This is a genomic window from Streptomyces sp. NPDC048254 (genome assembly GCF_043201895.1).
GTDB lineage: Bacteria > Actinomycetota > Actinomycetes > Streptomycetales > Streptomycetaceae > Streptomyces.
This window is the reverse complement of the sequence record NZ_JBICZJ010000015.1, coordinates 144,585-164,346: the sequence shown is the minus strand read 5'-3', so window position 1 is coordinate 164,346 and position 19,762 is coordinate 144,585. Positions and strand designations below refer to the sequence as shown.

Below are 19,762 nucleotides of genomic sequence, written 5' to 3'. Positions count from 1 at the left end.
CGGGCACCGGCGGGGTCATTCGACGGCGGTGATCTCCAGCTCCCGGCCGCTGCGCAGCTCAGGGCAGGGCCGGTCGCAGCGCGGGCACCAGAAGAACGGCGGCATGCCCACCGCGAACTCCTCGGCGCACGGACCGCACCAGGCCCGCGCGGGCACCTGCTCGACCACCAGGTCCGCCCCCGCCAGGGCGGTGCCGTCACGGGCCACCTCGAAGGCGAAGGTCAGGGCGTCGGGTACGACCCCGGACAGCTCGCCGACCCGGACGGACACCGCCGAGACGGCGTCCGCCCCGTCCTCGCGGGCCCATGCGCCAGCCTGCTCCACGATCGCGGTCGCGATCGACAGTTCATGCACGACCGGCTCACGGATACCGGTGACGGGCGCGCAGACCACCCGCGATCCGCCAGATCTTCATCTCGCGCATGATCGAGGGCAGTTCGGTGACGAACAACGCCAGGGCGACGGCGCCCACGACGGCGATCTCGGCCGTCAGCACGCGCTGGGCCGCCGTTCCGGTTCTCTTTCGCTGGACCTTCATGTGGGGAACTCCCTGTTCTGTGTCATCCGGGAGGGATGTTCGGCATGACGTCCAGCAGGGTGTCGTGCCGCTTCCAGTGGATGCCGGTGGAGCGCCGCGCGTCGGCGGTGCCGTCCGGGTGGTGCCCTGTCTGGGTGGTGTGCGGCCCCTCGTTGCCCTGGTGCATTCCGGGCACGTGGGACGGCGTGTCGGGCCTCGCCTGGGCTCGGCCGACTCGGATGCTTCCCATGGGGTTTCTCCTTCCTGTGTTGCCGTTCCTCAAGGCCGCTCGGTGAGCTCCTCGAAGAAACGCTCCACGGCCGGCCACATCCGGCCTCCACCGGACAGGCCGCGCCATTCCCGGCGGACCACGGCGAGCATGCGGAAGCAGTCGTCGACCGGTGCGATCCAGTGGTGGTCCAGGCCGTGGACGGTGTTGACCAGCAGCGCCTCGACATCGGGCGTCATGCCGGCCAGGGGCGGGCAGCCGGCGACCGCCCGCCGCCAGGCCGCCGCGTCCACCTCCCAGCGCATGGCACCCGCCGGGCTCGGCCCCTCGGCGGTGACCGAGCCGTCGGCGCGCGGTACGAAGAAGACCAGGCCGACCGGTACCCCGAGGGCCGCGGTGTCCACCTTCGGGAGCCGGACCCGGCGGGTCGGGATCAGCCGGAACTGGACTTCGCCGGCGCCCTGTCCCGGCTTTCCCGGGAACAGCACCGAGCAGGGACGGCAGGCGCAGCGGACCTCGGCCTGCCCGGTGTCGTACAGATGCGGATGGTTCTCGGGCACCGGGGCGGCGCACAGGTCGCACACCTCCGCCTCCGCCGCCGGCCGGTGGTCGGCGGCGGAGCGGATGAGGCGGGCCAGGGCTCCGTCGGTGCTCACCGGGCCTCCTGTGGCCGGCGCAGGGAGTCCAGGGGGACGAAGGCGGGGGGCCGGGGCCGCGGGCAGCGGCTGCACGTCAACCAGCTCGGGGGCCGCGGCGAGCACCGCCTCGCGGACCGCGTCGGCCACCTCCGTAGTACCTCCGCCGCACCCGGAGCCGCAACCGCCGCCCGTGGTCAGCCGCACCCGGCCCACCTGGCCCTCCACACCGGCCCACTCGACGTCACCGCCGCGTTCGCGCACGGCGGGGCGCAGCCGCTCGACCGCGCGGGCCGCCCGGCGCTCGGGTGACTCGGGGTGGATGTCGTGCAGGACCAGGAGGTGGTCGAGCAACTCGTCGTCGGCGAGCCGCTCGGCCAGCGGTGCGTCCGTGCGGTCCAGGACGCGGGCGAGCGCCTCGCCGTAGACCTCGGTCAGCAGGCGCACCGCCTCGACGGCCGAGCCGCCGGTCGGGCCGGGGGCCGACTCCAGCCCCTCAAGCAGCGTGTCGAGGCGGGCCAGCCGGACCTCGACGGCCGGGCCGTCGAGCCGTCCGGGGTCAGCCATGGTTCGCCCCGTACGTCGGCGAGTGCGTGACGGTCAGCGTCTTGCCCTTGCCCGTGTACATGTGGACACCGCACGGCAGACACGGGTCGAAGCTGCGGACCGTGCGCATGATGTCGACGCCCTTGAAGTCGTCCGGCCCGTTCTCCTCGAAGATCGGCTGGCCCTGGACGGCGTCCTCGTAGGGGCCGGGGGTGCCGAACTTGTCGCGGGGGCTGGCGTTCCACGGGGTCGGCGGGTACGGGTGGTAGTTGGCGATCTTCTTGTCCTTGATCACCAGGTGGTGGGAGAGAACCCCGCGCACGGCCTCGTGGAAGCCGCAGCCGATCGCCTCGTCCGGCACCTCGAAGTCCTCGAACACCTTGGTGTCACCGGACCGCACCAGGCCCATCGCCTCGTCCAGGAACTGCAGCGCCATGGCCGCCGCGTAGGCGACGAAGTACGGCCGGGCGCGGTCGCGTTCGAGGGTGTTGGACCACTTCGGGATCTTCCACTCCAGCGTGGTCTCCGGCAGGCTCTCGCCCTTGGGCAGCGAGATCCGCACACTGGTGCCGGTGGCCTTGATGTACGGCGTGTCGACGATGCCGTTGAGCGCGGTCGACCAGAGCCGGGCCAGCGGGCCGCCGCCGGTGTCGAGCGCCAGGTGGTCGCCGGTGCGCTGGTCGAACCAGCGCGGGCTCATCACCCAGCTGTAGTTGGCGTCGAAGTCCCGCTTCTGCGGCACCGGAAGGGTCGTCTGGTTCCACGGGTGGCGCATGTCGACCGGGTTGCCCAGCGGGTCGTGGGTGACGAACGGGTCCTCGTTCACCCAGTCCTCGTAGAACGAGCTGCCCAGCATGATCCTGAGGCCCAGGTTGATGTCGACCAGGTTGTTGGTGACCAGTTGGCCGTCGACCACGATGCCCGGGGTGACGTACATCGCCTTGCCCCAGCGGTCCATGTTCTCGTAGCGGTAGTCGACGACCTTCGGGTCCTGCCAGGCGCCCCAGCAGCCGAGCAGGATACGGCGCTTGCCGACCTCCTCGTAGCCCGGCAGCGCCTCGTAGAAGAAGTCGAAGACGTCGTCGTTCATGGCGACGGCCTTCTTCACGAAGTCGATGACGTGCATCAGCCGGCTGAGGTAGTCGGTGAACACGGTCGGCGACGGCATGGTCCCGACACCGCCCGGATACAGCGTGGAGGGGTGGACGTGCCGGCCCTCCATCAGGCAGAACATCTCGCGGGTGGTCCGGGAGACCTTCAGGGCCTCCTTGTAGACCTCGCCCTCGAAGGGGTTGAAGGCCTTCATGATGTCCGCGATGGTCCGGTACCCGTGGATGTCACCGCGCGGCGCGGCGGTCTTCTGCGCACGGGCCAGGACGCTGGGGTTGGTGGCCTTGACCATCTGCTCGCAGAAGTCCACGAAGACCAGGTTGTCCTGGAAGATCGTGTGGTCGAACATGTACTCGGCCGCCTCGCCGAGGTTGACGATGTGCTCGGCCAGCGGCGGCGGCTTCACCCCGTACGCCATCTGCTGGGCGTAGTCGGAGCAGGTGGTGTGGTTGTCACCGCAGATACCGCAGATCCGCGAGGTGATGAAGCCCGCGTCGCGCGGGTCCTTCCCCTTCATGAAGACGGAGTAGCCGCGGAAGAGGGAGGAGGTGCTGTGGCACTCCACCACCTCCTGGTTGGCGAAGTCGATCTTCGTGTAGATGCCCAGGTTTCCGATGATCCGGGTGATCGGATCCCAGGACATGTCCACGATCTGCTCGGGCTTGCGCCCTTTCTGCCGGGCCTCGGTTGTCATCAGCGTCGCTGGCCTTTGCTGTGGGGGGACCTTTTTGGGGGGCGGGGAGGACTCTGGCGTGTCAGGGCCGCCAGCGCGGGGCGTACCCGCTGGTGAGCTTGCGCTTGTTGTGGCGCCACTTGGGTTCGTGGTTGACCAGCTCGTTGGTGAAGCCGCGCAGCCGGCGGATGACCGCCCCGTACGGCTTGATGACCAGCGAGGAGAGGGTGCCGCCGGGCGGCTCGTCCATGAACGGCATGAACGCGTCCGGGAAGCCCGGCATGGTGCAGCCGATGCAGATACCGCCGACGTTGGGGCAGCCGCCGACGCCGGCCATCCAGCCCCGCTTGGGCACGTTGCAGTTCACGACCGGACCCCAGCAGCCGGTCTTCACCAGGCACTTGGGCGAGTTGTAGTCCATCGCGAAGGACGCCTGCTCGTAGTACGAGCCCCGGTCGCAGCCCTCGTGCACCGTGCGCCCGAACAGCCACTGGGGGCGCAGCATGTGGTCCAGCGGGGGCGGCGGAGCGGTGCCGGCGGCGTGGTAGAGCACCCAGACCAGGGTCTCCATGAAGTTCTCCGGCTGCACCGGGCAGCCCGGAATGTTCACCACGGGCAGCCCGCCCTGCGACTTGTAGTCCCAGCCCAGGTAGTCCGCGAGACCCATCGAACCGGTCGGGTTGCCGGCCATCGCGTGGATGCCGCCGAAGGTGGCACAGGTGCCGACGGCCACCACCGCCCAGGCCTTGGGCGCCAGCTGGTCGATCCAGTCGTTGAGGGTCTGCGGCTGGCCGGTCTCCGGGTCGTTGCCGAAGGACGTCCAGTAGCCCTCGCCCTCGATGATGTTCTGGTTCGGGATCGAGCCCTCGATGACGAGGATGAACGGCTCCAGCTCGCCCCGCGCGGCCTTCCGGTACGGCGCGAGGAAGTCCTCGCCGCCCAGGCTCGGCGACAGCACCTTGTTGACCAGGTTGACCTTCGGGATGCCCGGGATCAGGCCGAGGACCAGGTCCTCGATGGAGGGCTGGTCGGCCGCGGTGACCGAGACGGTGTCGCCGTCGCAGCTCATGCCCTCGGAGATCCACAGGATGGTGATCTCGTCGAACCCCTGGTGCGCGCCGGTTTCGCCGGGCTCGCCGCCGACGGCGGTGGTGGTGGTGCCGTTCTTGGTGCTCATACGCTAGGCCTCCGATGGAGTGGGTCCCGTGGGCGGCTCTTGCGCCGCCGCTGGGTCCGGGACGTCGGTGCCCCCGAGCGGCTCGACTTCGTCGGGCCGGAAGTAGTGGAACCGGCCGTACCAGCCGTGCAGTTCGGCTGCCGGGTCGTCGTCGACGGTGACGGCGAGATGGGTGCTGCCGTCCACGTCGTGGAAGACGGCGGCCACGGTCGCGGTCCGCCCGGCCAGGAACATGTCCTGGGCGTCGGCGCCCCGGCCGCGCGGGCGCAGCCGCACCACGCTGCCGCCGCCGACCCGCACACCGTCGACCAGGACGGTGTCGGTGGCCGGCGAGAGCCCCTCGTCGGCGCCCTCCTGCCACCAGGCGGGACGGCCGGCGACCGGCTTCAGCGAACGGATCGCGCCGTGCAGCCGCCCGAAGACCTCCGGCGGCATGGTGTCGACCCGGTCGAGGATCTCGGCGGCCCGCGGGTCGGTGGCGCGGGCCTCCCGCTTCTCCTCGTCCGTCAGCAGCATGGTGCGCAGGGTGAGGATCTCGTCGATCTCCCCGGCGTCGTGCAGATCCCCGGGGCTCTCCGGTGCCACCTGCGGATGGTCGGGCAGGATGATCGGCGAGGAGAGCAGCAGGGCGGAGACCGAGCCGTCGGCGGGGGCGTCGGCGGGAGGTGCGCCGCCGAGCACGGGGAACGTGAAGTGGTTACGGCAGCTCCGGGCGGCCTCCTGGAGGGCCGGACCCGGGTCGATCAGGGAGACGAACTCCGCGCCCTCGGCACCGAGCAGGGTGTGGGTGGCGATGAGGGCGTGGCGCAACGCCCGGTCGCGCGGGGCGTGCGGATCCCCCGCCCGCCCCTCGTGCGCGGTACGCACCCGGAGCCGGAGGAGGCCCTCGCCGAACCGCTCGACCCCGACCGTGGTGCTCGCCCGCACCTCCTCCCGGCGCCTGACCACCTGGCCGGCACCGGAGGACAGCGTCGCCGTGGCGGCACCGGCGGGGGACCCCACCGGGAAGGTGTGCTCGCCCTCGGCCAGGGCGACCGTGAGGTCGGCCTCGCGCGGTACGGCCTCCTCGAAGGTCAGGTGGACGGTCCCGTCCTCGCACGTCAGCGACTCGACCGGCCGCCGGTCCGCGTCCTCGACCTGCTTGTGCTGCATCTGCAGGTACCGCACCCGAACCCGCAGGACCGCGCCCGGCCGGTGCACCCGCACCAGGCACTCCGTCTGCTGGTACCAGGAGTCCGCCGAACCCGACACGCCCGCGCAGACCGGGCCGTCGGCCTCCACCCAGTCCCTGGGGAAGAGGACCCCGAACTGCCAGCGGGCACGATTCTTCGGCGAGGACCGCCGATAGGGGTAGAGCAGGTAGCCCTCGTAGAGGACGGCATCGGCGACCGCGGTCAGCTGCCCGAAGGACCACCCGGACCGCTCAGGAGGCGGCTTCGAGCCGTCCACCAGGGCAGTGCGGGGCGCTCTGCCGTCGACCAGTCCCTCGGCCATGCAGCCTCCTCGGATCCGTGCGCGCGCCCATACCTTCCACCACGGTCACATCGGTCACGCCCGCTCGCCTCTTCTGGCCGAGCGGGGTTGGGCCGAACGGGGCGTGCCCGGGCGTACGCCGGGTCAGCCGGCGGAGGCGGCCCGCACGGGACGGTCCGGGCGGACCGAGAAGACGATGCCGCCGGCCCGGGCCACGATCGCGTCCTTCACCGGCAGCAGGCTCGGCACGGTGGCCTCGGCGGAGGGGCCGGGGCCGGCCACCTTGGCCGTGCTACCCGGTTCCCGCGCGGTACAGGGGCACGTACCCGCCTCCCCTACGCCCCCCCGGCAGGCCGTCCAAAGACCTCAGCCCCGGCGGATCGCCGGGTGGTCAGGGGGCGATGAAGAGGGAGGGGAAGCGGGGGGCCAGCCAGGGCTTGCGGCCGGTGGCGAGTATCTGGCCCCGGGCCATGGCCAGCCACGGGTTGCGGCGGCCGAGGGCGATGAGGAGGAAGGCCACCGGATCGATGACGATCGTGCAGTCCGGGCGGTCCTGCGGATCCGCAGCCACCCGCACGGCGCCGTCGGCGACTGTGACGCCGAAGGCGCCGCCGCCGCGCAGCCGGATCGTGTAGCGGGCGGTCAGTCCGGCGATCGCCGAACCGTCCGCCACGGCCGGCATCACCGAGAGCATGAACGGCATGCACAGCGCGACCCGTTCGGCGTCGATCATGTGCGGGCGCCGCAGCGCGCGGGCGAGGTCGTAGCCGTGGCCCAGCATGTGCGTGAGCAGGTAGGAGGCGAGGACGGACCGGTCCATCGAGCCGAGCGGGGTGACCGGCGCGGGCCCGTCCGCCGTCATGGCGAGCGCGTCGACGCACCGCGCGGCCTGCTCGGTGATCATCGCCGCGAGCGGCTCGGCCCGGCGCTCCCCGAACGCTGCCAGCGACTCGGCGTTGGCCGCCGCGAGGCTCCGCGGTGTGCCGTCCCCGTAAGGGCGTTCCCTGCCGAGAGCGAGGTCGGCCATGAGCTCGTTGGCCAGCGCCAGATGGGCGGCCGCCTCACCGACCGTCCATGCCGACCCCGGTACGGCGACACTCGCGTCGGCCACGCCGTCCAGCAAGGCCGCGATGTCGTGGCCGGCCTGCCGTATCGCCTGCCCGAGCCCTGCGGGCAGCGCCCCGCGGACGTCCTGCCCTGCCGCCTGATCCATGTCGGTTGCTTCCGTTCTACCGGGCGGTACCCAACCAGACGTACGGGCGCACCACAAGACCCGTGGCGGTCAGCGCGGGCCGAGGCCGCGCAGGAAGGTGTCGACGACCACGTCGGCGGCCTGGGCGGCGCTGAGCTCGGGCAACTCCTGCGAGGCCAGGTGCATCAGCTGCGGCAGCAGTGAACTCGCCCACGCGAGCGGGAGATCCGCGCGCAGGAGCCCCTCGTCGGTGGCGCGTCGCAGGAAGTCGTCGATCTCCCCGATCAGAGCGTCGCGCCGCTCCCGGATCGCGTCGTCGGCCCGCAGCCGGGTGAGTTCCACCGGCCACCTGCGATTGACGCCGATGATCTCCTCGACGTACCGGTGCAGCGCCACCGCGACCGGAGCCGCACGCAGCCTGGCGTTCTCCACGGCCCGCTCGACCGCGTCGTACCGCGCTTCGTAGATGGCCGTCAGCAGCTCCTCGCGGGACGCGAACCGCCGGTAGACGGTCCGCCGGTCGACGCCGGCCTCGGCGGCGATCGCGACGATGCTCGCGGCCGGATCGGCGGCGAGCATACGGGCCCCGGTCATCAGGACCGCATCCAGGTTGCGTGCTGCGTCTGCTCTCACGCGCCGAGCATAGTCCGAGGTGTGGAACCTGACTCGTCTAGTGACTCAGAGATGAGGCTGTCGCCGACATAACTGCTACATTGATGTGACAGATAAGGGAGTCGCTTCGCTCGACATCCTCAGGAGAGGGCAAATGATCACTTACGACCGTCTCTTCATCGGCGGATCCCGGGAGACGCCCAGTGACCCCGACCTGCTCGACATCCGGTCGCCGCACGACCAGGCGGTCATCGGCCGTGCCGCGCAGGCCCGGCCCGCCGACATCGACCGTGCCGTGGCCGCCGCCCGGGCCGCCTTCGACCAGGGCCCCTGGCCGCGTACGGCACCGGCGGAGCGCATCGCCGTCGTGCGGCGTCTGAACGCGCTGCGCGAGGCCGGCGCCGAGAGGATCGCCGACCTCATCTCGGCCGAGAACGGCTCGGCCGCCTGGTTCACCAGGGCCGGGCAGCCGGGGCTCACCCGGCAGGCCGAGGCCTACCTCAGGGCCGCGGAGAAGTTCGGCTGGGAGGAGACGCTGGAGTCCGGTTCCGCGGTCCGTGCTGTCGTACGCCGCGAGCCCGTCGGTGTCGTCGCCGCCGTCATTCCCTGGAACTCCCCGTTCTCGGCGGCCATGGCGAAGATCATCCCGGCGCTGCTGGCCGGCAACACCGTCGTCCTGAAGGTGTCGCCGGAGAACTCGCTGAGTATGGGGGTCCTCGCCGAGCTGCTGGAGCGGGCCGGACTGCCGGAAGGGGTGATCAGCGTGCTCCCGGCCGACCGGGAGACCAGCGAGTACCTGGTGTCGCACCGCGACATCGACAAGATCGCGTTCACCGGCTCGACCCGGGCCGGGCGCCGGATCGCCGCCATCGCGGGCGAGCAGCTCAAGAGGGTCAGTCTGGAGCTGGGCGGCAAGTCGGCGGCGATCATCCTGCCGGACGCCGACGTCGACCGGGCGGTGCGCGGGCTGAAGTTCGCCTCCCTGCTCAACAACGGCGAGTCGTGCATCGCCCAGACCCGTGTCCTCGCCCCGCGCGGCCGGTACGACGAGGTCGTCACCGGCCTCAAGGATCTCGTGGAGTCGCTCAAGGTCGGTGACCCGGCCGACCCCGACACCTTCATCGGCCCGATGATCCGCCGCGACCAGCAGCAGCGCGTGCGCGACTACATCGAGGCCGGCATCGCGGAGGGGGCCCGCCTCGTCACCGGCGGCCCCGGGATCCCGCCGGGGCTGGAGAACGGCAACTACGTGACCCCGACCGTGTTCGCCGACGTCGACAACTCCATGCGGATCGCCCAGGAGGAGATCTTCGGCCCGGTCCTCGTGGTCATCCCGTACGACGACGAGGACGACGCCGTACGGATCGCCAACGACTCCGAGTACGGGCTCTCGGGTGGCGTCTGGTCCGCCGACGAGGCGCATGCGCTGGCGGTCGCCCGCCGGCTGCGCACCGGCACGGTCACCGTCAACGGCGCGGCCATCTCCTTCGACGGCCCGTTCGGCGGCTACAAGGCCAGCGGGATCGGGCGCGAGTACGGGGCGGTGGGGCTCGCCCAGTACGTCGAGCACAAGACCGTCACACTGCCGGCAGCCGGGGCCTGACCTGGGGCACTGCTGGCCTGGGCAAACACTCTGACGTCCCGTCAGGCGCCTTGCAGAGTGGGGTAGACCGGGTGAGCGCGTCGAGCGGTATCCGTCGCAGGTCCGTGCGCTGTGCTTCCGGGCGGCCGCCGGTGCCGTCGTCACCTGTCTCGAACAGGACACGGCCGTCCTGTCCCCCGAGCGCGCATCGCCTGGCGCCCCTCCAAAACGCGCGGAATTCCGTCATCGGCTCGGCCGCCTCGATGGCGCACTGCCCGTTGCAGTCGTGAATATCGAGCATCCCGCCCTGCGTCCGCGTCTCGGTCGATGCTTCCGCCTCGTACCTCTACCGGTATGCCGTCGACGTGGCAGGGCGCCGGCGGGCGTGAGTCCGCCGAGCCCGGCTCCGATGATCGTGACGTGGTGCATGAGGCCCCTTTGCTCTTGCGGCCGGTGTTGGCCGACCAGCACGTTGGTGCACTGTTCCAAAGTGGGGAACGTACGGCACTTTGGTACGGCGCACCAATTTGGATCGCTGCACCAAATGTGGCACCGTCGAGGTATGACGACGCGAGCACGCCGACCACAGCGGCGCAACCAGGTGCTCTCCCGGGAGCAGATCATCGACACGGCGGTCGAGATGCTCGATGCGGGCGGCGAGAGCGCGCTGACCATCCGGGCGCTGACCGAACGGCTGTCCACCGGTTCCGGGGCGATCTACTACCACGTGGGCACCCGCGACGAGCTGCTCGACACGGCGACCGAAACCGTGATCGGTGCGGCGCTGGCGACCCGGCCCGCCGGGACCGCGGCCACGCCCGGGGACGAGATCCGTGTCGTCGCGCTGGCTCTGTTCGACGCGATCGCCGCACATCAGTGGCTCGCCACGCGGCTGACCCTCCAGATCATCCGGAATCCGGTCGGCCCGGTGACGGTGGGGATCTTCGAGCGGATCGGCGGGCAGGTGGGCGCCCTGGGCGTGCCGAGAGCCTCCTGGTTCGACGCGGCCTCGACGCTCGTGCACTACGTCCTCGGAGCCGTCAGCCAGAACGCGCGCATCGAGGGGGACACCTCAGGGATCGACCCCAGCGGGGATCGCGACGAGTTCTTCGACGCGGCGTCGACGGCATGGCAGGGGCTCGACCCGGAGGCATACCCGTTCATGCACGCCATCGTCGGCCAGATGAGAGAGCACGACGACCGCGAGCAGTTCCTCACCGGCATCGCCGTCATCCTCGATGGCCTCACCCGTCTGCGCTGACCCGGCCGATCTGGCCGGGTGACCCCATCGTTCGTTTCTCGAAAGGACACCTCGCATGCATGACGTCGTGATCGCGGGCGGCGGCCCGGTCGGTCTGTTCCTGTCCGGCGAGCTGGCCCTGTCCGGCTGCTCGGTTCTGGTCCTTGAGCGGGACCCGGAACCCACCTCGCCCCTGAAAGCGCTCCCGCTCGGGCTGCGGGGCCTGAACGCCGGGTCGGCCGAGACGTTCCACCGCCGCGGCCTCCTGGAGGCGATGGCGCAGGCTTCGGGAGTCAACCCGGAGAAGGTGGGCGCGGAGCCGGAAGCGGTCGAGGCGCCCGACCCTCGTGAGCTGAGCCATTTCGCGGGCATGACGCTCGACGCGGCCGACATCGACACAGCCGCCCTTCCGTCTCGGCTGCCCAGCCCGGCGATGGAGGGGTTCATGACGAGCCTGGAAGCGGTCGGAGCGGTGCTTTCCGAGCGGGCTACCGCGCTCGGAGCCGAGATCATCCGGAATGCTCCCGTCACGGCCGTGGCGCAGGACACCGAATCCGTCCTCGTCACGGCAGGCGGCCAGGAGTACCGGGGGCGCTGGCTGGTGGGCTGCGACGGCGGGCGCAGCGCCGTACGTCAGCTCGCCGGCATCGAATTCGTCGGCACCGAGCCACTGTTCACCGGCTACGTCGCCAAGGTCACCTTCGCCGATCCCGAGCAGCTGCCGCTCGGGTTCAACCTGACGCCGAACGGCATGTATCTGCGTACGCCCCTCGAAGGGCACCTGGGCATGATGGACTTCGACGGCGGCACCTTCGACCGCTCCCAGCCGCTGACCCGTGAACACCTCCAGACGGTCCTGCGCCGCATCAGCGGCACCGACGTGACGCTGAGCGAGGTCCATCTCGCCTCCAGTTTCACCGACCGCGCGATGCAGACGACCACGTATCGCGAGGGCCGGGTGCTGCTCGCCGGCGACGCAGCACACATCCACTCGCCCCTGGGTGGCCAGGGCCTCAACCTCGGCATCGGCGACGCCGTCAACCTCGGGTGGAAGCTCGCCGCCACCGTGCGTGGCTCCGCGCCCGAGGGTCTGCTCGACACCTACACCACAGAGCGGCACCCCGTCGGCGCCGCCGTGCTCGACTGGTCTCGCGCCCAGGTCGCGACCATGAAGCCGGGCCCCAACGCCCCCGCGCTGCGTCAACTCGTCCACGATCTGATGAGCACCACCGACGGAACGACCCACGTGTACCGAAAGACGTCGGGACTGTTCAACCGCTACGACCTGGGCAGCGAACAGCCGCTCATCGGCCGCACCGCCCCGGATTTCCGCTTCGAGGACGGCACTCGCCTCGGCGAACTGCTGCGCCAGGGGCAGGGAGTCGTACTCGACTTCAGTACCGACCGTGCGCTGCAGGTCGCGGCCAAGGGGTGGGCAGTCCGGATCCACTACGCGGCCGGCCCGGCGCGTGACGACCTCGGGCTGGGTGCCGCGCTGATTCGGCCCGACGGCGTTGTGGCCTGGGCGAGCGAGCCCGCCCCGGAACGCGACGCGTTCGAGCAGGCGGCTGCCCAGTGGTTCGGCGCGCCGCAGGGCTAGAACGAACGGAGACTCCCCGGCCCTGTTCCAGACGCGGTGCCGTTCACCCGCTGCCGATCGACCTCCCCCGCGCCGGAGTATCGGTCTGGAAGCGCAAGACCGCGAACGAGGCCCCCAGGCCCCTCCACCGCATCAGGCAAGGCCGCGTGACATCGAACTCGCCGAGCACCAGCACCCTCAAGCACCGCCGTAATACCCGACAGCCGAAGGGCAACGACCGTGCACAACGCCATCAACACCCCCTCCAGCTACGAAGGTTCGGCCCCGCGCACAGTTGCATGGGTTCGCACATGGGGCGCCTCCCCGCAGGCACCGGACAACTCCGTCAGCTGCATCGAACCCTTCGAGAACGCGACGCTGCGGCAGATCGTCCGCATCACCGGCGGCGGACACCGCATCCGCATCCGCATCAGCAACGAGTACGGAACCGCACCGCTGACCATCGGCGCCGCCCGTGTCGCCATCACGGAGGCCGACGACGGAGTCCAGCGCGGAAGCGATCACGCGGTGACCTTCAGCGGCCGGTCAACCGCCACCGTGTCGGCGGGCGCGCCGATCCTCAGTGACCCCATCGATCTGCGGACCGCCGCGCTGTCTCGGCTGACCATCAGCCTTTACCTGCCTGGCCGAGTCGACACCGCAACCTGCCACGGGACCTTCCACACGCTCGGCTGGCTCATCCCCGGCGACGCGAGCGCCCTCATGTCGCCACCCGCGGACGCCACCCCCTTGCCGGCACAAGCCCTGATCACGGCCGTGGAAGTGCAGCCTGAGACACCGGCCCAGGCCATCGCCGTGATCGGCGACTCTCGCGTCGATGGCATGGGGTCCACCCCGGGCACCGACCGACGCTGGACGGACAGGCTCGCCGAACGTCTGGCAGCCCGCGGCGAACAGGCACTCTGTGTGGTCAGCCAGGGCATCAGCGGCAACCGCATGCTCACCGACGGCATCGGCACCGCCGCCCTCGCCCGTTTCGATCGCGACATCCTCGCCACGCCCGGCCTCGGCCATGTGGTGATCGCCGTGGGCAACGACCTCATCTTCTCCTTCGCCCCACGCACCGAGGAGACCGCCGGATTCCTCTCGATGTTCCCCGGCCCACCCGTCGACGTCGACGACGTCATCGCAGCCCACCTCCAGCTGGCGGCCCGAGCCCGCGCGCACGGCGTGAAGGTCCATGCCGCGACCATCGCTCCCTACGGCAGCTCGGAAATGTACACAGCCGAGGGTGACAAGGCGCGCGAGCAGGTCAACGCATGGATCCGCACGAGCGGCGCCTTCGACGGCGTACTCGACTTCGACGCCGTCTGGCGCGACCCCGCAGATCCCAGCCGCATCCGCAGCGACCTGCACATGGGTGACAACCTCCACGGCAGTGACGCGGGCTATGCCGCCCTCGCGGAATCCATCGACCTCTCCCTCTTCGGCTGATCACTGACCGAGGCGGCTTCCGAGCGACCTCGTGGCAGAAGGAGCGTCCCCCTGGACGCACCCGACAACGCCGCGGCGTTCGGCCCATGCGGTGACCGCATACGCCGAACGCCGCGGCGGGCCGTCAGGAGCCGCCCGGCCAATCGCGCTGTATGAAGGGTCGCCACCGCCGGGCCATACGGGCTCGGTGGTGCCAAAAGCACGGGGCGGAGCGGTCTGCTTGCCTGGCCCCGACTCCTGTGTGGTCAGCAGGCGGTGACGGCCTCAGCGGAGCCTGAGTGGACCAAGTCCAGTCCTCATGCTCCGCCTTTGCGGCGGCGAGGGCCGGCCGAGCGAGGCGGCGTCGAGCGCATGTGGTCGCGCACCGGCGCCAGCAGGCCGGCGAGGGTTTTGACGTCGTCGCGCGAGAGCGGCTCGAACAGCAGGCCGCTGACCACCTCGATGTGACCGGGCAGTACCCGCGCGAGCAGCGCGCGCCCGGCATCGGTGATGGTGACCGTGATGCTCCGCTCGTCGTCCGGAGAAGGGGCGCGCGCGACCAGGCCCGCCTTCTCGAGCGAAGCAGCCTGGTAGGTCAGGCCGCTGCGGCTGTAGACGACGCCGTCGGCTCCGTGGCGGGTTCATGCAAGGCCCGATCCCGGTGGTGCTGCCCAACACCCCCGGTATCGACGTCGCCGGCACGGTCGAAGCGCTCGGTGAGGGCGTGGTCGGCCTCGAGGTCGGTGACGATGTTGTCGGCTTCCTGCCGATGGACGGCAATGGAGCCGCCGCGGAGTACGTTCTCGCGCCGGCCGAGGTCCTGGCCCCGGCGCCCAAGAGCATCCCCTTGACCGACGCCGCCGCGCTGCCGGTGGTGGGCCTGACCGCGTACCAGGCGCTTTTCGACCACGGCAAGTTGACGGCCGGGCAACGCGTGCTGGTCAACGGCGCCGGCGGTGCGGTCGGCGGCTACGCCGTGCAGCTGGCCAAGAACACCGGTGCCCACGTCATCGCCACAGCCAGCCACCGCAGCAGCGAGGCGGTCAGGTCCGCGGGCGCCGACGAAGTCATCGACCACACCACCACCAGCGTGACCACGGCAGTGACCGAACCGGTCGACATCGCGCTCAACCTCGCACCGGTCGACCCAGCCGAGCTGGCCGCCTTGGTCACCCTGGTCCGTCCCGGCGGGGTCGTCGTGAACACCACGGTGTGGATGCCCGCCCCCAGCGACGAGGAGCGCGGCGTGCGGGGCATCGACCTGTTCGTCCGCAGCGACGCCGAGCAGCTGGCGCAGTTGGTGGCGTCGATCGACCGCGGCGAGCTGCGCGTCGGCGTCGCCGAGCGGGTGCCGCTGGCCGAGCTGCCGGCGCTGCACGCACGAGCCGCCGAGGGCGCGGTGCACGGCAAGGTCATCGTCGTCCCGTCCGCTGACTGACGCCGATCCTCCACCGAGTGGAAGAGGCCACCGCACTCAGTTTGGATCCCGAAATCGCCCTCGCGCCGGCTCCGACGGCCGGTGCGAGGGCGGACGCGGTACCACCGGCCGTGGGCGACGTCGCGGCGCGTCGCGCCATGGGGGAGCCGGTCATCGGCGCCGCGGGAACGGCCAGCCGATCCCGGCCGACGTCAAGACCAGCGAGCACCATGCGACCGCCGGCGACGGCGCGCGGATCAAGACGTGCTTGGGTGGCAGTGGCTGCGGGATCCGTTGAGGTTCCTGGAATCGCTGACGGAATGCGGTGATCCGGCGGGGGTTCGTCTGGGGCCACTGGACCTGGTGATGGTGTGTTCAGCCGAGCTGACGCGGCAAGTGCTCCTGGACGACCGGACGTTCGACAAGGTCGACGTGCTCACGAAGCGGGTGCGTGCGTCGGCAGAGAAGAGTCCGGCCACGGCGACGCACACCACGCACCGGCATCGGCGGCGGTTGGCGCAGCCGGTGTGCCATCCGTCTCGGCTGCCGGGGCACGCGCGGACGATGACCGCCCGGGCGTCGGCGAGGACCACCGGGTGGCAGGACGGGCAGACCCTCGACGGGACGGGGGAGATGCCGGGGATGACCGTCGTCCACGACCTGTCGGACACGGCCTGGTCGGACCGGGTCCATCGGGCGGTCCCGGCCGAAGCCGCGCCCCGACACCCTGACGATCCCGCCCGGGCTGTACGCCGGAGCACGATGCCCGCCCTAACGGGCGCTGCAGCCTCACGCCGAGGATGCTCATCGAGGCGTCCATCGCTGCACGTGGCCACCTGCGCCACTGATCCCGGCGGGCAGCGCTGGCTTCGTAACTGACGGACGACACCGCTTACCACCGAGTTTGGACAGCACTTGGTGATCACAGGGCAAGAAAATGTCGATGAGAACCGACACCGGTCATAGGCGCACTGCGGCGCGACGCTGATGAGGATCTCCGAAACCCCACCGCAGCTCGGTTGATCCACCAGACTTGCTCCTGTTTCCCAACGGAGAAGGGACGGCAAGCATGGCGAAAAGCGCACTTCTGGTGATGGACGTCCAACGGGACATCGTGGCCATCGCCGACGACGGTTCCGGATACCTGCCGCGCTTGCGCAGAGCGATCGACGGTGCCCGGGCTGCCGGCATCCCCGTCATCTACGTGGTGATCGGGTTACGGCCGGGCGATCCAGAAGTCAGCCCTCGCAACAGGGTGATGACAAACGCCGTGCGGGCAGGCCTGTTCACCGAGGGCGCCCCTGGCACCGCGATTCATGATGACGTTGCGCCGCAGCAGGACGACGTGGTGGTCACCAAGAGGCGGGGGAGCGCGTTCTCGGGCAGCGACCTCGACTTGGTACTCAGGGCTCGCGATATCGACAGCCTTGTTCTCACTGGCATCGCCACCAGCGCTGTAGTGCTGTCCACTCTGTGGCACGCCATCGACCTGGACTTCGGTCTCACCGTCCTGGAGGATGGCTGCCTCGACACCGACCCCGAGGTGCACCGGATGCTCACCGAAAAGCTGTTCCCGCAGTGGGCAGATGTCGTCGCCGTCGAGGACTGGCTCAAAGCGATCGCACCGCAATAGCGGGAGGCCGTCCGGACCCTCGCGTGCAGGGGCCGCGACCGGATGCGGCGGTCGTCATCCTCGGCATCCCACCGCTCCACCATCGCGTTGAGTTCGGCGAGAGAGTCGACTTCCGGGACGGGGACCAGGTGGTTTCGCCTGAACCAGCCGATCTGGCCTTCCACCCCGCCCTTCTCATGCGCTCCTTCGAGTCCTGGGCGGCAGTACGTGCTTTCGATGCCGTAGTGCGAACGGAACGCGGTCCACCGCTCGTTCTCCACCCGCGCTCTCGACAGGCCCAGCACCCGGGCGACCGCGGCCCGCAGGTTGTTGTAGCGCACCTTGCCGCCGGGACGCCGCCCAGCACGCTGAGAGCGTGGACGTGGCCTTCGAAGAACGCCTCCTGGCAGCAGGAAGCGAAGATGCGGTGTACCGCCTTGCCGGAATACGACAGGCGCATCGCGAACAGGAACACCTTGACCTGCTCACCGGCCAGACGGATCGTCACGTCACCGAAGTCGACCTCAGCTTCCGCCCCCGCAGGTGGGTCTGTGGGATGAACGCGTTCAGCGTCCCGCGTCCCGCCTCGTATCTGCGGCCGGCGGACAGCGATATAGGACCGCGCCATCGGACAGGGCACCTCCGCCGCACCGCGCTCATCCAGCAGCCGGTCGAAGAACCGCTTGACGGTGTGCCGCTGCTTGCGCGGCCGTCCAGATCCGCCCGCAGCATCTGGTCGATGGCCGGCTTGAACACGTCCAGCCTCGTCTTGCGGGGCGGCAGTTGCTTGCGGGGTTCCGGCCAGACGGACTCCATGGCCGCCTTCGCCGTCCGGAAGCCCACGCCGTACTTGCGCTGCAGGGCCCGGTTCGACATTCCTGCCCGGGTATCACGGCGGATCGCCGCGTACAGATCGACCTTGGACTTCGGTGGCACCGGCGGCCCCCTCACCACGCAGAGCACTCCCAGCCTCCCACCGCAGGCATCCAAGTGATGTCAAAACTCGGCGATATCACTCTCCGCCAACACCGGGCGGTGTCACCACCGATCGACAACCGGTGTCAGAACTCACCGACAAAGCCACCGCGCCGCGCTCCCCTCGAGTACCCCTTGGACCGGTGGCTACGTCTTTGTGCGCATGTGCGCCGTCGGATACGGCCTGAGCTACCTGACGAAGTTGCCGAGGGAGCGCCACGGCCTTCCGCGCGCAGCACTGGCTGAGCCGTCTCCCTTCTGTCCCGGGCACACGGCGGAGTCTTCAGGAGTGCGAAGGGCCGGCCCGGCGGTCGGTTAGGGGGCAGGACAGGAGGGGCCGTCGGGACCGGGCCGGTAATTCCCAGCCGCGCCGTTCCGCATGGCGTAAGCTGAGGTCATCGACGCGGGGTGGAGCAGCTCGGTAGCTCGCTGGGCTCATAACCCAGAGGTCGCTGGTTCAAATCCGGCTCCCGCTACGACAGTTCGGCCCCCTCGGCGCACGTTGAGGGGGCCGAACTCATTCACGAAGGAAGCCCACAGGGTGTGACCTTGCCGTTTCTGAAGGCGGGTGCGACCGAGTCGCCCGGGATCGGCGGTCGACAGCTTCGGTCGATGTCGGACTGGGCAAGAGCACCCGGATGACGCGGCCGATCCGTAGCACGTGGCAGAGGAACTCGCCGCGGCGCACGAGGTCGTGGCTCTTGGACCTGGACAGGCCGAACGCCCGGGCTGCGTCCTCGACGCGCGCGGTTCCGCTCCAGGCTGAGCGGATATACGCGAAGCTGAACTGCTCGTTCTGCGTTGCGTTGTTCTGGCCAAGCATTCGTCTCGTTAGTTTGACCCGTTCCAGTTCGATCGCCGTAAATACGATGACGCTGCGCGAGCCCTGAGTGCGGCGATCAGCCCTGACGACACGTGAGTACCTCCCATCGGCTCAGCGCGGGAAGGAGAGGTCATGTTTGACCACATCAACGGACTACGCCCCGAGGAGGCCGCACGCTGGGCCGCGCTGGTCGAGCAGTCCCGACCAGTCCTCGAGAGCGATGGGATGGAGGCTGTCCAAACCTTGCTGGCCGAGCGCGGTGTGAGCATCATCCAGGCGATCGCAATCACCCGGGCGCTGCTTGGGTATGCGGAGACACCACTTCAAGTCGCCATCGACATCGTGACCACGAGTACGGCTCGGCAGTAGGTTCAGAGGAGCCTGCGTTTGCTGCTCGATGCTCTGGCCCGGCCCCGTGCAGCGTGGCCGGCTTGTCGAGGTCCGCGACAACCTCCTCGCCCGCATCGCCGAGACCGAACGCGAAGGATGGTCTGGTGAGCACGACGTCCCACAACCGCGTCGAACCGGCGACGGCCAACGGGGCCGCGAAAGGCCACGGCCCGTTTGTTGCGCGTCACGCGGGATGAGGGCGACCGGAACTGGTCCCGGTGACCAACGCCCGCAGCTGCTCACTACACTCCCACGATGAACAACATACGGTGCACCCAATGCGGTGTGGTGGGGCTGGAGCCGGGCTTCGTCGAGGACTCCGGACAGGGCGCTCGCGGGTTCGCGCGGTGGATCGCGGGCCCCCTTCAGCGAGGCCCGCTCGGCGGTGCCAGGAGGATGGGCCGACCACACTGGCAGATCGATGCCTATCGTTGCCCCACCTGCGCCCACCTGGAACTGTTCGCCGCCCAGCGGGACTAGCGGTGTGGTGTGCGAGAGGCAGGAACGGCCGGGCCATGACGTGAGGAGAGCCGTACGGGTTGGGGA

At 70.1% G+C, this 19,762-nt stretch carries 19 protein-coding genes, 1 tRNA gene and 1 pseudogene; 10 read left to right on the top strand and 11 right to left on the bottom strand.

Going from position 1 to position 19,762, the window contains the following annotated elements; translation table 11 throughout:
* Nucleotides 1-15 precede the first annotated feature (15 nt).
* From hypA to ACGFZQ_RS35235, 11 genes and pseudogenes are all read right to left on the bottom strand, one after another.
* Nucleotides 16-354, bottom strand: coding sequence for a hydrogenase maturation nickel metallochaperone HypA (hypA, locus tag ACGFZQ_RS35285; RefSeq protein WP_393843770.1), 339 nt, complete (start codon nucleotides 352-354; stop codon nucleotides 16-18).
* A 7-nt stretch (nucleotides 355-361) separates the two neighbouring features.
* Nucleotides 362-538: a hypothetical protein gene (locus ACGFZQ_RS35280; protein WP_393843769.1), complete on the bottom strand. Its 177-nt coding sequence runs from the start codon at nucleotides 536-538 to the stop codon at nucleotides 362-364.
* Between the two features lie 22 nt (nucleotides 539-560).
* Nucleotides 561-767 carry a hypothetical protein gene (locus ACGFZQ_RS35275; RefSeq protein ID WP_351734440.1) on the bottom strand — a complete coding sequence of 69 codons (207 nt, stop codon included), beginning with the start codon at nucleotides 765-767 and terminating at the stop codon, nucleotides 561-563.
* 29 nt (nucleotides 768-796) lie between these two features.
* A complete protein-coding gene (locus tag ACGFZQ_RS35270; RefSeq protein ID WP_393843768.1) occupies nucleotides 797-1,402 on the bottom strand; it encodes a DUF5947 family protein in 606 nt (201 codons plus the stop codon).
* Nucleotides 1,399-1,948 (bottom strand): annotated as a pseudogene (locus ACGFZQ_RS35265) (NifU family protein). Before ACGFZQ_RS35265 ends, ACGFZQ_RS35270 begins: the two are co-directional and overlap by 4 nt.
* Complete coding sequence (locus tag ACGFZQ_RS35260) at nucleotides 1,941-3,734, bottom strand: nickel-dependent hydrogenase large subunit (RefSeq protein ID WP_393843857.1); 1,794 nt, start codon at nucleotides 3,732-3,734, stop codon at nucleotides 1,941-1,943. Before ACGFZQ_RS35260 ends, ACGFZQ_RS35265 begins: the two are co-directional and overlap by 8 nt.
* 58 nt (nucleotides 3,735-3,792) lie before the next feature.
* Nucleotides 3,793-4,887, bottom strand: coding sequence for a hydrogenase expression protein HypE (locus tag ACGFZQ_RS35255; RefSeq protein WP_393843767.1), 1,095 nt, complete (start codon nucleotides 4,885-4,887; stop codon nucleotides 3,793-3,795).
* Nucleotides 4,888-4,890: 3 nt separating this feature from the next.
* Nucleotides 4,891-6,381 carry a hypothetical protein gene (locus tag ACGFZQ_RS35250; RefSeq protein ID WP_393843766.1) on the bottom strand — a complete coding sequence of 497 codons (1,491 nt, stop codon included), beginning with the start codon at nucleotides 6,379-6,381 and terminating at the stop codon, nucleotides 4,891-4,893.
* 123 nt (nucleotides 6,382-6,504) lie between these two features.
* Nucleotides 6,505-6,642, bottom strand: a complete 138-nt coding sequence (locus tag ACGFZQ_RS35245) for a hypothetical protein (protein WP_393843765.1) — start codon at nucleotides 6,640-6,642, stop codon at nucleotides 6,505-6,507.
* 109 nt (nucleotides 6,643-6,751) lie between these two features.
* Entirely contained in the window at nucleotides 6,752-7,573 is an 822-nt protein-coding gene (locus ACGFZQ_RS35240; RefSeq protein WP_393843764.1) for a maleylpyruvate isomerase family mycothiol-dependent enzyme, read from the bottom strand.
* Nucleotides 7,574-7,642: 69 nt separating this feature from the next.
* Nucleotides 7,643-8,131 (bottom strand): TetR/AcrR family transcriptional regulator, encoded by a 489-nt coding sequence (locus ACGFZQ_RS35235; RefSeq protein ID WP_393843856.1) that lies wholly within the window; start codon nucleotides 8,129-8,131, stop codon nucleotides 7,643-7,645.
* A gap of 187 nt (nucleotides 8,132-8,318) precedes the next feature.
* On the opposite strand from ACGFZQ_RS35235, the gene ACGFZQ_RS35230 reads away from it, so the two are divergent.
* The 10 genes from ACGFZQ_RS35230 to ACGFZQ_RS35185 all read left to right on the top strand — a co-directional run bounded on the left by ACGFZQ_RS35230 (nucleotide 8,319) and on the right by ACGFZQ_RS35185 (nucleotide 19,696).
* Nucleotides 8,319-9,767, top strand: a complete 1,449-nt coding sequence (locus tag ACGFZQ_RS35230; RefSeq protein WP_393843763.1) for an aldehyde dehydrogenase — start codon at nucleotides 8,319-8,321, stop codon at nucleotides 9,765-9,767.
* Between the two features lie 541 nt (nucleotides 9,768-10,308).
* Nucleotides 10,309-11,007 carry a TetR/AcrR family transcriptional regulator gene (locus ACGFZQ_RS35225; RefSeq protein WP_393843762.1) on the top strand — a complete coding sequence of 233 codons (699 nt, stop codon included), beginning with the start codon at nucleotides 10,309-10,311 and terminating at the stop codon, nucleotides 11,005-11,007.
* A gap of 55 nt (nucleotides 11,008-11,062) precedes the next feature.
* Nucleotides 11,063-12,586: an FAD-dependent monooxygenase gene (locus tag ACGFZQ_RS35220; RefSeq protein WP_393843761.1), complete on the top strand. Its 1,524-nt coding sequence runs from the start codon at nucleotides 11,063-11,065 to the stop codon at nucleotides 12,584-12,586.
* A gap of 219 nt (nucleotides 12,587-12,805) precedes the next feature.
* Nucleotides 12,806-14,020, top strand: a complete 1,215-nt coding sequence (locus ACGFZQ_RS35215) for an SGNH/GDSL hydrolase family protein (RefSeq protein WP_393843760.1) — start codon at nucleotides 12,806-12,808, stop codon at nucleotides 14,018-14,020.
* 622 nt (nucleotides 14,021-14,642) lie between these two features.
* Nucleotides 14,643-15,437, top strand: coding sequence for an NADP-dependent oxidoreductase (locus ACGFZQ_RS35210; RefSeq protein ID WP_393843759.1), 795 nt, complete (start codon nucleotides 14,643-14,645; stop codon nucleotides 15,435-15,437).
* A 1,048-nt stretch (nucleotides 15,438-16,485) separates the two neighbouring features.
* The gene (locus tag ACGFZQ_RS35205; protein ID WP_393843758.1) at nucleotides 16,486-17,049 is read left to right on the top strand and encodes a cysteine hydrolase family protein; all 564 of its coding nucleotides are present in this window, start codon (nucleotides 16,486-16,488) and stop codon (nucleotides 17,047-17,049) included.
* A 355-nt stretch (nucleotides 17,050-17,404) separates the two neighbouring features.
* Nucleotides 17,405-18,022: a hypothetical protein gene (locus tag ACGFZQ_RS35200; protein ID WP_393843757.1), complete on the top strand. Its 618-nt coding sequence runs from the start codon at nucleotides 17,405-17,407 to the stop codon at nucleotides 18,020-18,022.
* A 383-nt stretch (nucleotides 18,023-18,405) separates the two neighbouring features.
* Nucleotides 18,406-18,479 (top strand) — tRNA-Met (locus ACGFZQ_RS35195).
* A 479-nt stretch (nucleotides 18,480-18,958) separates the two neighbouring features.
* Entirely contained in the window at nucleotides 18,959-19,195 is a 237-nt protein-coding gene (locus tag ACGFZQ_RS35190) for a hypothetical protein (protein ID WP_351734474.1), read from the top strand.
* A 309-nt stretch (nucleotides 19,196-19,504) separates the two neighbouring features.
* On the top strand, nucleotides 19,505-19,696 hold the full coding sequence (locus ACGFZQ_RS35185) for a hypothetical protein (protein ID WP_393843855.1): 192 nt from the start codon (nucleotides 19,505-19,507) through the stop codon (nucleotides 19,694-19,696).
* Nucleotides 19,697-19,762: the final 66 nt, after the last annotated feature.

Coding starts and splice junctions, on each gene's coding strand:
- ACGFZQ_RS35240 (WP_393843764.1), bottom strand. CDS start 7,573: ATGGATCAGGCGGCAGGGCAGGACGTCCGCGGGGCGCTGCCCGCAGGG.
- ACGFZQ_RS35210 (WP_393843759.1), top strand. CDS start 14,643: ATGCAAGGCCCGATCCCGGTGGTGCTGCCCAACACCCCCGGTATCGAC.
- ACGFZQ_RS35190 (WP_351734474.1), top strand. CDS start 18,959: ATGTTTGACCACATCAACGGACTACGCCCCGAGGAGGCCGCACGCTGG.
- ACGFZQ_RS35280 (WP_393843769.1), bottom strand. CDS start 538: ATGAAGGTCCAGCGAAAGAGAACCGGAACGGCGGCCCAGCGCGTGCTG.
- ACGFZQ_RS35275 (WP_351734440.1), bottom strand. CDS start 767: ATGGGAAGCATCCGAGTCGGCCGAGCCCAGGCGAGGCCCGACACGCCG.
- ACGFZQ_RS35220 (WP_393843761.1), top strand. CDS start 11,063: ATGCATGACGTCGTGATCGCGGGCGGCGGCCCGGTCGGTCTGTTCCTG.
- ACGFZQ_RS35230 (WP_393843763.1), top strand. CDS start 8,319: ATGATCACTTACGACCGTCTCTTCATCGGCGGATCCCGGGAGACGCCC.
- ACGFZQ_RS35235 (WP_393843856.1), bottom strand. CDS start 8,131: ATGCTCGCCGCCGATCCGGCCGCGAGCATCGTCGCGATCGCCGCCGAG.
- ACGFZQ_RS35225 (WP_393843762.1), top strand. CDS start 10,309: ATGACGACGCGAGCACGCCGACCACAGCGGCGCAACCAGGTGCTCTCC.
- ACGFZQ_RS35255 (WP_393843767.1), bottom strand. CDS start 4,887: ATGAGCACCAAGAACGGCACCACCACCACCGCCGTCGGCGGCGAGCCC.
- ACGFZQ_RS35205 (WP_393843758.1), top strand. CDS start 16,486: ATGGCGAAAAGCGCACTTCTGGTGATGGACGTCCAACGGGACATCGTG.
- ACGFZQ_RS35250 (WP_393843766.1), bottom strand. CDS start 6,381: ATGGCCGAGGGACTGGTCGACGGCAGAGCGCCCCGCACTGCCCTGGTG.